Here is a 12,368-nt window from a genome sequence, read left to right as displayed (position 1 = left end):
TATATATCTAAAAAATTTGTATGAATATTAATTTTATAACTTCCAAAATTAGAGATTTTTGGTATTTATTGATAAAATCTGGTAAGCGGCTTTCAATTCTAACAATTATTCTGAGTTTATCTCTGATATTTTTATCTAGTTGTCAGGGAGTTAGACAAAAGGACAACGGGGTAATTCATCTGACACTTTGGCAAGCTATTAATCCACCTTCACATCGAGAGATTTTTGAAAAATTAGTTGATAAATTTAATCAAATTCATCCTGATATTCAGGTGGAATCTATATTCGAGCCGGAACCTAATTTACCCAAAATATTAACATCAGTTGTTGCGAATGTGCCGCCAGATATTCTGTCATTCCACCCTGAATATACAGGTCAATTTGTGGAATTAGGGGCACTTCGACCTTTAGAAGATTGGTTGGATAAATCGCCCCTCAAGTCAGATATTAGACCTAACTTATTGTCAGAAATGCAGTTAGATGGTCACATTTGGTCAGTGCCAATGCACACCAGTAATATTGGGATTTTTTACCGTCCTAAACTTTTTGCAGCTGCGGGAATTACAGAAATACCCAAAACTTGGGATGAATTGAGACAAGTTGCCAAAAAATTAACTATAGACCGCAATGGGGATGGCCGCCCCGAACAGTATGGTATGTTACTGCCTTTAGGAAAAGGTGGATGGACTGTGATTAGTTGGTTGCCGTTTTTATATAGTGCTGATGGCGAGATTGTAATCAATAATCGCCCGAATTTAACAAATGCGGGTGCGATCGCGGCCTTAAAATTTTGGCAAGACCTGATAAAAGATGGTTCTGTATTGCTTTCTGCCCCAGAACGAGGTTATGAAGAAGACGCTTTTCTTACAGGTCGTGTTGCAATGCAAATCACAGGTCCTTGGACTTTAATCATAAAATCTGAAGTCGATCATCAGGTATTACCCATACCAGCAGGTGTCAGACCTGCTACAGTCACAGGTACTGGAAATTTTTTTGTGATGAAGACCACACCAGTAAGAGAGCAAGCAGCACTCAAATTTTTAGAGTATGTTTTGAGTGAGGAATTCCAAACTGAATGGTGTATAGGGACGGGTTTTTTGCCAGTTACCCTCGCATCGGCTCAAAGCAAAGCTTATCAGCAATTTATCACCAAAAAACCAGTGTTAAAAGTGTTTTTTGACCAACTACCTGTGGCACGTTCTCAACCGATTATTGCTGGATATAGCCGTATTTCTGACAGTCTTGGTCGAGCTATAGAAGCCACAGTACTAGGAGAATCTGCTGAAAAAGCCCTTAAGAAAGCACAAGAGCGTTTAGATTTGATTTGGGATGACAAATAAATGGGACTGGGTATTGGGTACTATCGATAAAAGTCAGGAAGAAACTCCAGTCTTGGGATGTAAATTTCTTTTCAATGTACACAAACCAATTGCTGGTATGGCTCCTAAAATCGCTGCTGTCAGTCCTTGTCCACTCCAATATAGTATGGGAGTACGGTAGATTTCTGGAATCAAATTTTGCACAATAAAAAGCAACCAAACCAAAATAGTAATCCAGAAAAAAGAGATTGAGGGTACAAAATTCCACCACCAAATACCTGCTGTATATCGCCTCAACACTAGCCATTGGCAAATCCCTAGCCAAATTCCAGAAATTATATATGCGATCGCAGACAAAAATCCAAAAATCAAAGTATCTTCAGAAGATGATGAGGCAATGGTTGAAATGTAGTTAATCCAGGCTGTAGAAACACCGTTGGCAATCAACCAACCTACACTAGTAGCAAATAGCCACTGCCAACCCGGTAAATATCGGTAAATAACAAGAGCTTGATCGGCAGCGAAAATCACCGCAAATATAACGTTACTAAGACTTCTAACCAAAATACTCCATGTTTGTGGTTGATTAGCAATGTTAAGCGAGAGACTTTGGAGAATAATTTTCTCTAAAGCGATACTAGCAACGCCACCCACAACCCATCCGATGAGGGTCATTAAGGTAAACTGAATAAAGAACCTCTGTCGCTGCGATCGCGGAATCAAAAATTTTCCTGGATGAGGCTCGTTATTAGTAGATGCAACACGATCGGGACTGTTAGAGTCAGTTTGCATAAGAAGTTAAGGGAGTGAGGGAATAGGGAGATCGCGGAGATAGGGGAGCAGGGTGAGAATTAACTAATGCCCTGTTTGCCCAATTCTCAATTAAATATTGATTCTTGTTTTACTCTATTTCTCAATCACCAGTCCCTATTTTCCATTCCCCACTCGCCACTCGCCACTTCCTCAAGGCGAAAATATTATGTCAATAATAACAGTCTATTCTCAATAGAATTTCATTAACCTATTCTTCTTGCTAAAGATTTAGGAGTAGCCCATCGTAGACATCGCTTTAAGTCTTGGAAACTAAATCAAACGATAAATAGTGATTTTTTGTTGGTTCTTAAGCTTGGTTGCGATCGAGAGTAATTTAGATGCGTTTGTCCTGTCCACTACAATTGCACAAAAGCCTTCACTTAATCTTTAAACATATTTTAGTATATATACCGTATCTTTTGCGAGTTATAAAAATCAAAATAGGATTACAAAGCATCAAGCTTAACTTACATCTTAGAGCTTGTTTTACCCAACAATAGTCATATATAAAGACCTAATAATCTTTGTGATTTTCTTCTAATTTGTTGGAGTAATGAAACCAGTTTTTCATAGCTAGGTTTCAAGAAAAGTTCAGTCTTAATTATCTTTGTGTTCTTCAAAGTTTATTACTAGAATGTTGAAAAAAATCTCTTTGGCTTTACTCGGAATGACTGCTGTGGTCATGAGTGCGAATCCAGCTAGTGCGATAACTCTGCAAGTCAATAGTGGTCCGTTTTCTAGCTACGCTGATGCGAAAACTGTCACCTTTGACGATGGCACAGCACACGATCCTAATGGATTTGTTACTTACTCTAATATTACTAGTAACATTGTTCAAGGTAGCGTATCTAGTCAATACGCCTCACCTTATGGGGATAACACCAAATTTCTCACAATTGCTCCAGTAGGTAGTAATGTTGCAGGCGACAGTGGTTTGGTCAATATTAAGTTCAAAGAAGCTGTTAATTACTTCGGTTTTTATGCAGGTTCATTAGATGATTATAACTTTGTTGACATTTACAAAGGCGATCAGAAGTTAAAGACTTTTAGTGGTGCAGATGTGCCAACTGCTATAGCTAATGGTAGTTGGACTAGCTCTGAAGCTAATATGTTTATCAATCTTGTAGCTGATACAGGAGAATCATTTGACCGAGTTGTGATGCGTTCAAATGGTGTTGCCTTTGAAACAGATAACCATGCCTATAGACTAGCCAGCGTTCCTGAACCTAGTGGGATGTTAGGTGTGTTAGCAATAGGTGCTTGTGGTATGATGTCACTCTTCAAACGCTCACAACATAAAGCGATAGTGAAAGGATAGATTTATCCAGATCCCTGTTAAAAATCCTTAAGGATGTGTCTCTATGCATGACATAGAGACACATTTTGTTATGCAGTTTTCCTCACACATTCCCTTGATGCAGAAGTGAGAGGTGCATTTCTACGTGGGACTCAAAGCAATAATTTTATGGGATAAGCCAAAAAAACAATAAATTGTAGCGCTTGCTAGCATTAATACTCTAGTCAAGCCAACCGATCGCTCATATCCAATAATCAAAATATTATAAAATATTACTATTAGGCCCTGCTATTCACCTTTTCCTGAAAACCTGCTGGAAAAGCGTAATCCCAGAATGATAAGCTAAACAGTGGCATAAATAGGATGAAGTAATAAATGGGTGTTTATTCAACGACTCCTCATCTCTTACGGGCTGCTCGTGGTGAAGTAGTAGATCGTCCCCCTGTATGGATGATGCGACAAGCGGGACGATATATGAAAGCATATCGAGACTTAAGAGAGAAGTATCCTTCGTTTCGCGATCGCTCAGAAATTCCAGATGTAGCAATTGAAGTTTCCTTGCAACCGTGGAAAGCCTTCCAACCAGATGGAGTAATTTTATTTTCTGATATTGTCACCCCATTACCTGGTTTGGGCATTGACATGGACATCGCCGAAGGTAAAGGGCCAATCATTCACTCACCCCTCCGCACTCAAGAACAAATTGATAATTTGCATCCTTTAGAACCAGAAGCAGCGCTACCATTTATCAAGACAATTTTGCAAGCGCTGCGTTCGGAAGTAGGCGATAAGTCAACGGTGTTGGGCTTTGTGGGTGCGCCGTGGACATTAGCAGCTTATGCAGTGGAAGGAAAAGGTTCTAAAACCTATTCCATCATCAAAAACATGGCATTCTCAGATCCGACGATATTGCATCAACTATTAGCTAAATTAGCAGATGCGATCGCGATCTATGCCCGCTATCAAATTGACTCTGGCGCTCAAGTTATCCAAATGTTCGATTCTTGGGCGGGTCAATTGAGTCCTCAAGATTATGACACCTTTGCTCTCCCCTATCAGCAGCGAGTTTTCCAGCAGGTTAAGCAAACCCACCCCGATACACCTTTAATTTTGCTAGTTAGCGGTAGCGCGGGTGTATTGGAAAGAATGGGACAATCTGGCGCTGATATTGTCAGTGTAGACTGGGCAGTAGATATGGCAGATGCACGAGCCAGATTGGGTAAGCAAATGAAAGTTCAAGGAAATCTTGACCCAGGCGTGTTATTCGGCTCTAAACAGTTTATCCGCGATCGCATCCTCGATACCGTTCGCAAAGCTGGTAATTGGGGTCACATTCTCAATCTCGGCCACGGTGTCTTACCAGAAACTCCAGAAGAAAATGTTGCTTTCTTCTTTGAAACCGCAAAGGAATTGAATCTTGCAGGAGTTAAGGGTTAGGAGTCATACAATTTTAGATTTTAGATTTTAGATTTTAGATTTTTCCTGCAATCTAAAATCCAAAATTCAAAATCTAAAATTTCCAGAGTTATCAGTTGCGATTCGGAACTTTTAACTTTATTCTTAATTCTTTAGTTTTAACTCCTAACGTTTTATAAATTCTCTATGAGCCAGAAACGGATTTTAGTGACTGGTGCAAGTGGTTGTGTAGGTCATTATTTAACAGAAGCCTTAATTAAAGAAACAAATCACGAACTGTATCTATTAGTTAGGAACCCAAGCAAGCTACAAGTTGATACCAAGGCACGTTCAGGCATCAACGTTTTACAAGGTGATATGCAAAATATTCGCCAGTTTGCCGATTTGCTATCTACAATTGATACAGCGGTACTCACAGCCACAGCTTGGGGTGGTGATGAGACATTTGATATTAATGTCGTTAAAACTATAGAATTACTCGAACTGCTAGATCCAGAACGTTGTCAGCAGGTGATTTATTTTTCGACAGCTAGCGTTTTGGATCGCTACAATCAACCATTGAAAGAAGCCGGGGAAATTGGGACAGATTACATCCGTTCTAAATATGAGTGCTTAGAGAAAAAAGAAAAATTAGCGATCGCACCCAAAATTACCACAGTATTTCCCACTTTAGTATTGGGCGGCGATCGCAATAAACCCTATTCTCATCTCACATCTGGCATTCCAGAAGTTACGAAATATATTAATGTGATTCGCTTTCTAGAAGCAGATGGCAGTTTTCACTTTATCCACGGACGAGATATTGCCACTGTCGTGGGATATTTGATCGATCGTCCTGCCAAAGATAATCAACCACGTCGGCTTGTTTTAGGTCAAGCACCGTTAACTGCTAATCAAGCAGTGAAAGAAGTGTGTACTTATCTGGGCAAAAAGATTTACTTTCGTATTCCCATATCTATAGCATTAGCTAATTTGATTATTGTTCTGTTCCGCATTCGGATGGCAGCTTGGGATCGATTTTGCATGAACTATCGGCATTTTACATACGAAAAATTCATCAATCCCGATAGTTTTAGCTTGCCAAATTATTGTGCAACTATGAGTGATGTTTTGAAAATTAGTGGTGTTGAAAAGGCTAAAAATTGATTATAATCTGTGGATTTTGACAACGTTTGGAAAATATTAGCAGAAAATTATCCTCATCTCGTAGAGAGCGACTGGGGTCATTGGGTATGAGTGAAGAATGGAAAATTACCTCTTTCCTCTCTGCTCTCCAGTCCCTTGATTTGAGTTAAAAATATCAATGGTAAAATAAAACAACTTTAATAAAAAGTCAATAACTCTTTATTTTCGTTAGAGTGGGATAACAATCAAAGTGTGAGGATTGATACTACATGCGAATCTTGTTAGTGTATCCAATATTTCCCAAAACCTTTTGGTCTTATGAAAAAATCTTGGAGTTAGTCGATCGCAAGGTTTTATTACCACCTCTGGGTTTAGTAACAGTGGCGGCGATTTTGCCCCAAGAATGGGAATTTAAGCTGGTCGATCGCAACATCCGCCCCGCAACAGAAGCAGAATGGGCATGGGCAGATGTAGTAATTCTCTCTGCGATGATTGTCCAGAAACAAGATTTACTTGACCAAATTCAAGAAGCAAAAAAACGTGGCAAGTTAGTCGCTGTTGGCGGCCCCTACCCTACCTCTGTACCTCACGAAGTTGAAAATGTTGGCGCAGATTTTCTGATTCTGGATGAAGGGGAAATCACGCTGCCCATGTTTATTGAGGCAATTAAACGGGGAGACACATCTGGCACTTTCCGCGCCACAGAAAAACCTGATGTCACCAGCACACCAATACCCCGCTTTGATTTATTAGAATTGAACGCTTATGACATGATGTCGGTGCAGTTTTCGCGCGGGTGTCCCTTCCAGTGCGAATTTTGCGACATTATTGTTCTCTACGGGCGCAAACCGCGCACCAAAACCCCAGCCCAACTGTTAGCAGAGTTAGATTGCCTCTATGAATTGGGTTGGCGGCGGGGTGTATTCATGGTGGATGACAACTTTATTGGCAACAAGCGAAATGTAAAATTGTTGCTGAAAGAGTTAAAAGTCTGGATGGCAGAACACAAATATCCCTTCCGATTTGACACTGAAGCTTCAATTGACTTAGCCCAAGACTCAGAAATGTTGGAGTTGATGGTTGAGTCTGGTTTCTCGGCGGTGTTTTTGGGAATCGAAACGCCGGATGAGGATAGTTTGCAAATGACCAAGAAGTTTCAAAATACTCGCAGTTCTTTAACTGAGGCAGTTGAAACCATCATCAAAGCGGGATTGCGCCCAATGGCTGGGTTTATTATCGGCTTTGATGGCGAAAAAGCCGGTGCAGGCGATCGCATTGTCCGCTTTGCTGAACAAGCAGCAATTCCCTCTACTACCTTTGCCATGTTGCAAGCGTTACCTAATACTGCACTTTGGCATCGTCTGAAAAAGGAAGGGCGATTACGGGAAAATCAAGACGGAAACATCAACCAAACAACATTGATGAACTTCCTACCCACCCGTCCTCTAGAAGAACTTGCTAGAGAATATATTGAGGCATTTTGTACTTTATACGACCCAGTACAGTACTTAGATCGCACCTATCGCTGCTTCTTGATGATGGGCTTGCCGACTTGGAAAGCCCCTGCGAAAATGCCAGAGTGGATAGTTATAAAAGCGTTGCTAATTGTGATTTGGCGACAAGGAATCAAACGGGAAACCCGTTGGAAATTCTGGCATCATTTGTTCAGCATTCTCAAGCGGAATCCTGGAGTTATTGAACATTACATCGCAGCTTGCGCCCACAACGAGCATTTTCTAGAGTATCGCCAAATTGTGCGCGATCAAATTGAAAGTCAGCTAGCTGAATATTTAGCACAAGGTGCAGAAACCCCTTATGTTCTAGTTAAAGAAAAAGCTGAGGAAAAAGCTGAAGCAGTAGTTAGTTAAGGGTGGTAAATTGCAAACTGCAAATCCCCGATTTCTTTGATAAATCGGGGATTTTGTTCTAACACCATTTCTTTGTGAGGCTGCGCCAAACCCTTTTAACCTCTTCTTTCTTTGTGTCCTTCTCTAACGAGACGCTGCGCGTAGCTTGCTTCTCCCTAGGAGTATGCGGTTCTTTTTTTATTTTGCTTTTCCAATCCCAGTTATTTGAAAAATTAACTCTGCCGCTTTTTACTCTATATAGTAACCGAAAGCAATTGAACCAAGGCTAAAATAATTCGTAATTGATAATACTAGCCTGTAGCGATTATTACTAATGACAAATGACAAATGACAAATGACAAATGACAAATGACAAATGACAAATTAGTTAATTCGCCGCTGTTTGGGCTTCTTGATAAATTATTTCTTGGAACTGGATCATATCTTTTTGTGGATCGGCGTGGCTAACTTTCACCACTATCTGTTCGCCTAAGTTCACAGAACGTTTGAAAGCCATTGGCAACTGCAAGCCCAAATCTTCTAACAAAATTAGGGCTAAGTTGCTGTCTTCTCGCAACCACATCAACACTGTCACATCCCAAGTTTCCTCTGGATGACGGCGTAAATACTCTAAAGCATAATATCTATTAGTTTGTCGTTCCACCATCGTCACCTCTTGGGTGATGCTGGTGACAGTCATCATCACTTCTTTAAGTTGATCTGCGGAAAATGGCAAAACTTCACCCCGCAAATGGGCTTTAATTTGAAAGTGAGTGAGTAAGTCACTGTAGCGGCGGATGGGAGAGGTTGCTTGAGTGTAAGTATCCAAGCCCAAACCAGCATGACGCAAAGGCGTAATGCTCATTTCACTCTTGGGCATACAGCGACGCATGGCGCAAGCACGAACGAATCCGGCTGGAAGTAAAAGCAATTCCTCATCTGGAGGTAATTCTGGTTGCGGTTGACCGCGAAAAGGCAAAGGTATGTTATGAGTTTTACCATAACGAGCCGCAACTTCACCGGCAACAATCATCATTTCTGCTACCAGTTGCCGCGATGGGGAATCGTCCAAAATATCGATGTGGATCTCCTCACCTTTGACTTTGATCGTTGCTTCGGGCATGGTGATGCTAATTGCCCCTTGGGCGTAACGCCAAGCTCTGCGCCGCTGTGCCCAAATTGCGATCGCAGCAATTTCCGGTTCTGCTTGTACCCGCAATTGCAGCATTTCATCTACATCTTCGTAGGTGAGGCGATAAGTCGGCTTAATGAAGCTGGTATGAATGCTGTAATCTTCTACTCCCCCAGTTGTACCCAAAATAATTCCAAAACTTAGGGCGCAACAAACCTTTCCCTGGATCAGACTCATTGGCCCAGTTGCCAACACCTCTGGAAACATGGGAATCATTCCCGTCGGTAAATAGACTGTACTACCGCGCTTTCTGGCTTCCAAATCTAATTCATCTTCCGGTACCAACCATCTAGTAGGATCGGCGATATGCACCCACAGGCGCTCCCGTCCATCGGGTAGTACTTCCCAACTTAGACCATCGTCGATCTCTGTGGTAGTTTCATCATCAATGGTGTACACCTTCAGGTGAGTCAGATCGAGGCGGTTTGTATCTGAGTCAATCGGCGGGAAATCCAAACGCTGTTGCGCCACTTCTAATACCTTATGAGGAAATTGAATCGGAATTGAAGAACGACGCAGGAACAAGTTTTCATAAGGACTCCAGCAACCCAAATCTACTAATAGTTGAAAAGCCCCTTGGGGCGTTGTGGGCCGTCCCAGCATGGTCATAGTTTCTAATACTGGAGCGCTGGGCGGATAAGCGCGAGCCAAGGAGTCATAATTAACCCCTGTCCGCACCGTGTCAGCTATTAGCGCTGCGTATTTTTCTAGTCCTTCTAAGCGCTGGCGATCGTGGCGCTGCCACTCTACTGCTTCACCTTTGAGCGCCTGCTCTACGCGAGTTAAAAATTCCTGCTGTCCTTTAGCTTTTAGTGCCTCTACTTCCAGTTGGTGCTTGCGTTCTGCCACTTGAGCAGCAGTTCTCGGCTCGTAAGCGTCTCCTTTTTGCTTGAAATAAAGTTTGTCGTCTGATAACAAGCAATAGGCGGCGTAACGAGGAGGCGCGGCTGATTCTGAAAATAGCAGATTCGCCATTTGGTCTGGGGTAACTGTTTCGCCATCTTCAACCAGTAATTCCCAAGCCACTTCTAAACTAGATGGGTCTAAATAAGGCTCGATCTGCTCCAAAAAGCTGGCAATCTCAGAAGCCTTGTAAGTCTGTCCGGTAACTGTATAGGTTATTTGTCTAGGCGCGAGGCTGTGGGATTGACCACGTTCGTCTACCACAAACCAGCGGGTTTTACCGTCTGGACGTTCTACGATGCCCAGACGGCGATCGCCTTGAACCCTAAATTCAACTAGCGTCCCCTTCTCCACAACTCTCGCACTCTAATTTGGTGAACAGTTTAAATAGTTTTAAGTTAGGAGTTAGGAGTTAGGAGTTTTGATTCTTAACTCCTGTAAAGACGCGATTAATCGCGTCTCTCCTGTACAGACGCGATTAATCGCGTCTCTCCTCTTTTTAGCCTTCCGCATTGATAAATGGCAACAAAGCCACAATCCGCGATCGCTTAATTGCTAATGTCAACTCTCGCTGTTGCTGAGACGTAAGCCCGGTAATCCGACGTGGCAGTATCTTTCCCCGCTCGGTGACAAACTTACGCAATAAATCAACATCTTTATAATCGATTGGTTCTCCTGGCTTGATCGGAGACAGGCGACGACGGAAATAACTCATCTCTACTTAATTTCCTTGTGAACGGTATGTTTGTTGCAGTGGGTGCAGAACTTTTTCAGTTCTAGCCTGTTGGTGGTGTTGCGACGATTCTTAGTACTGGTATAACGGTTAACACCAGCAGAACGCTTATCTGGATTTGTCCGGCACTCAGTACACTCTAGTGTGATAATAATGCGGGCACCTTTACTCTTAGCCATAATCTTACAAACAGTGAAGCCTGAAGAGAATTAACACAAATGACTATCTTCTCACATTCCGCCGCATATTTCCAACTAATCTTTTAATTTTTATATCGAGCGAGTAGCCACGACGCGACGAAACGATGAAAGTTCCACAATAGCGATCGTGTAAAGCCTGCCGCATCTGGGTATCAGAGAAGGCAGTCCCGCAATCAATAGCTAGGGGAATTACTAGCAGTATAGCAGTGGGATTGGCTCTAATATTGCTCAGGGCAATTGACACTAATAAAGCACCCAAACCGATAATCGCCTCTCGCTTCACCAGTGAGAGCAAATCGGGAATTCTGCCCACTACTTCTCCATCTTCGACTTCCAACACCTTTAAATCGAACGCCCAACGCCCTAAACTTTGCCCTTGATTGTTGTATACCACCACTACCCGCAAAAACAGCCAAAGTATTACAAAAACTAAGATTTCAACAAATTGAATACCGATATCGCTGCCTCCCAGTAGGGAACTGACTAACCAGATACCAAGGAAATCAAGTCCCAATGCCATACCTCGCCGCCCAATCTCAGCTTTGGGATAGTGTTTTTGGGGAAGTCGTTCGATAGTCATACAAAATAAGTATTTTTATTTAGGGGTTGGGAAATAACGATCGCTCCTGTTTTTAATATTAAGATGATGACTTGGCTAGTTGCTGCGCTGTAAAGGAACAAGAACCAGCCAACTAAATTTGTACAACTACCAACTGCACGACTCAAAAATAGGATTAAGCACTTAGGAGACTTTTGATACCCTGTGGGTACTTGATTGGCATCTCATAGAGTAGCCGCTACTCGTTATGGATGCAACATACAGTAAGGTTATACATCTATATTGTATTGTTGTAGAAACTTCATTTTAATTAATTTGGAAGTTGTATCTATGACACATCTGTTTACTAAAACAGCTATTAGTCTGGTGACGACTACTACTTTAGCGTTAGCGATCGCCATAACCACCAACAACCTAGCTCATGCTGCTGAGTTCAACTTTAACTGGAAAGGAGACACTGGTTATTCAGCTAAAGGTTCATTTAACTACGATACAACAACTGCTCCCAGCGTCATTTCTGAAACAGGCTTGGGAACTACGAAGAACTTGCAATCTCTCTCAATTTCCTTCTTCGATCCCTTGAGTAATCTGATAAATAGTTTCACTCCAGTGCTTAGTGGGATATCTAACTACGGCTTTTTGAGATTCAACTTTGATAGCACTACCGAGCAAATCTTTGGCCCTTTTGATCTTGGCAAGGATGATGGGCTTCCTGGTGACACATGGCTAAATAATAATCTCGCACTCATAGATGAAGGTTTTAGCAATCAGGTTCTAGCTAAAGAATTTCATTTGAACAAGAGAGATGCAGCAGGCACAGAGCAAATCCTAGATTTAAGCAACAATTCGGTTCAGGTATCCAAAGTCCCCGAAGGAAGCATAATTATCGGTTTACTATCAGTGTGTAGTTTAGGATTTACTGCTCATAGAAATCTAAGCAAAGCTACCCAAGAATAAAAAAAGT

The 12,368-nt window shown here is 41.8% G+C and carries 11 protein-coding genes; 6 read left to right on the top strand and 5 right to left on the bottom strand.

The genetic code is table 11. The features are described from left to right. Window positions 1-20 precede the first annotated feature (20 nt). Entirely contained in the window at window positions 21-1,340 is a 1,320-nt protein-coding gene (locus V7K84_RS24630; protein WP_334841904.1) for an ABC transporter substrate-binding protein, read from the top strand. 33 nt (window positions 1,341-1,373) lie between these two features. Here V7K84_RS24630 and V7K84_RS24625 read toward each other — a convergent pair whose 3' ends face one another. Then, the gene (locus tag V7K84_RS24625) at window positions 1,374-2,111 is read right to left on the bottom strand and encodes a hypothetical protein (protein ID WP_334841902.1); all 738 of its coding nucleotides are present in this window, start codon (window positions 2,109-2,111) and stop codon (window positions 1,374-1,376) included. A 655-nt stretch (window positions 2,112-2,766) separates the two neighbouring features. Here V7K84_RS24625 and V7K84_RS24620 point away from each other — a divergent pair. From V7K84_RS24620 to V7K84_RS24605, 4 genes are all read left to right on the top strand, one after another. Then, complete coding sequence (locus V7K84_RS24620; RefSeq protein WP_334841901.1) at window positions 2,767-3,450, top strand: Npun_F0296 family exosortase-dependent surface protein; 684 nt, start codon at window positions 2,767-2,769, stop codon at window positions 3,448-3,450. 354 nt (window positions 3,451-3,804) lie between these two features. Next, window positions 3,805-4,866, top strand: coding sequence for a uroporphyrinogen decarboxylase (gene hemE, locus V7K84_RS24615; RefSeq protein WP_334841899.1), 1,062 nt, complete (start codon window positions 3,805-3,807; stop codon window positions 4,864-4,866). A 165-nt stretch (window positions 4,867-5,031) separates the two neighbouring features. Beyond that, window positions 5,032-5,991 carry an NAD-dependent epimerase/dehydratase family protein gene (locus V7K84_RS24610; RefSeq protein WP_334841898.1) on the top strand — a complete coding sequence of 320 codons (960 nt, stop codon included), beginning with the start codon at window positions 5,032-5,034 and terminating at the stop codon, window positions 5,989-5,991. A gap of 248 nt (window positions 5,992-6,239) precedes the next feature. Then, a complete protein-coding gene (locus tag V7K84_RS24605) occupies window positions 6,240-7,838 on the top strand; it encodes a B12-binding domain-containing radical SAM protein (RefSeq protein WP_334841897.1) in 1,599 nt (532 codons plus the stop codon). A gap of 367 nt (window positions 7,839-8,205) precedes the next feature. Here the strand turns inward: V7K84_RS24605 and V7K84_RS24600 are convergent, their stop codons facing one another. The 4 genes from V7K84_RS24600 to V7K84_RS24585 all read right to left on the bottom strand — a co-directional run bounded on the left by V7K84_RS24600 (window position 8,206) and on the right by V7K84_RS24585 (window position 11,425). Then, a complete protein-coding gene (locus V7K84_RS24600; RefSeq protein WP_334841895.1) occupies window positions 8,206-10,266 on the bottom strand; it encodes a ribonuclease catalytic domain-containing protein in 2,061 nt (686 codons plus the stop codon). A gap of 145 nt (window positions 10,267-10,411) precedes the next feature. Then, window positions 10,412-10,627, bottom strand: coding sequence for a 30S ribosomal protein S18 (rpsR, locus tag V7K84_RS24595; RefSeq protein WP_012411240.1), 216 nt, complete (start codon window positions 10,625-10,627; stop codon window positions 10,412-10,414). 2 nt (window positions 10,628-10,629) lie between these two features. Beyond that, a complete protein-coding gene (rpmG, locus tag V7K84_RS24590; protein ID WP_069069844.1) occupies window positions 10,630-10,824 on the bottom strand; it encodes a 50S ribosomal protein L33 in 195 nt (64 codons plus the stop codon). Window positions 10,825-10,867: 43 nt separating this feature from the next. After that, window positions 10,868-11,425, bottom strand: coding sequence for an RDD family protein (locus tag V7K84_RS24585; RefSeq protein WP_334841894.1), 558 nt, complete (start codon window positions 11,423-11,425; stop codon window positions 10,868-10,870). 309 nt (window positions 11,426-11,734) lie between these two features. Between V7K84_RS24585 and V7K84_RS24580 the strand changes: the two genes are divergently transcribed. Beyond that, window positions 11,735-12,361 (top strand): PEP-CTERM sorting domain-containing protein, encoded by a 627-nt coding sequence (locus tag V7K84_RS24580; protein ID WP_334841892.1) that lies wholly within the window; start codon window positions 11,735-11,737, stop codon window positions 12,359-12,361. Window positions 12,362-12,368: the final 7 nt, after the last annotated feature.

Origin of the sequence: Nostoc sp. (assembly GCF_036917315.1) — a bacterium.
In the GTDB taxonomy this organism is placed as follows: domain Bacteria; phylum Cyanobacteriota; class Cyanobacteriia; order Cyanobacteriales; family Nostocaceae; genus Nostoc.
The sequence above is the reverse complement of the archived record's forward strand: the minus strand, read 5'-3'. Positions and strand labels throughout refer to the sequence as shown.

Excerpts from the sequence above, each read along its gene's own strand:
- V7K84_RS24625 (WP_334841902.1), bottom strand. The coding sequence starts at position 2,111 with ATGCAAACTGACTCTAACAGTCCCGATCGTGTTGCATCTACTAATAAC.
- V7K84_RS24605 (WP_334841897.1), top strand. The coding sequence starts at position 6,240 with ATGCGAATCTTGTTAGTGTATCCAATATTTCCCAAAACCTTTTGGTCT.
- V7K84_RS24585 (WP_334841894.1), bottom strand. The coding sequence starts at position 11,425 with ATGACTATCGAACGACTTCCCCAAAAACACTATCCCAAAGCTGAGATT.
- rpmG (WP_069069844.1), bottom strand. The coding sequence starts at position 10,824 with ATGGCTAAGAGTAAAGGTGCCCGCATTATTATCACACTAGAGTGTACT.
- V7K84_RS24580 (WP_334841892.1), top strand. The coding sequence starts at position 11,735 with ATGACACATCTGTTTACTAAAACAGCTATTAGTCTGGTGACGACTACT.
- hemE (WP_334841899.1), top strand. The coding sequence starts at position 3,805 with ATGGGTGTTTATTCAACGACTCCTCATCTCTTACGGGCTGCTCGTGGT.
- V7K84_RS24610 (WP_334841898.1), top strand. The coding sequence starts at position 5,032 with ATGAGCCAGAAACGGATTTTAGTGACTGGTGCAAGTGGTTGTGTAGGT.
- V7K84_RS24630 (WP_334841904.1), top strand. The coding sequence starts at position 21 with ATGAATATTAATTTTATAACTTCCAAAATTAGAGATTTTTGGTATTTA.
- V7K84_RS24620 (WP_334841901.1), top strand. The coding sequence starts at position 2,767 with ATGTTGAAAAAAATCTCTTTGGCTTTACTCGGAATGACTGCTGTGGTC.
- rpsR (WP_012411240.1), bottom strand. The coding sequence starts at position 10,627 with ATGAGTTATTTCCGTCGTCGCCTGTCTCCGATCAAGCCAGGAGAACCA.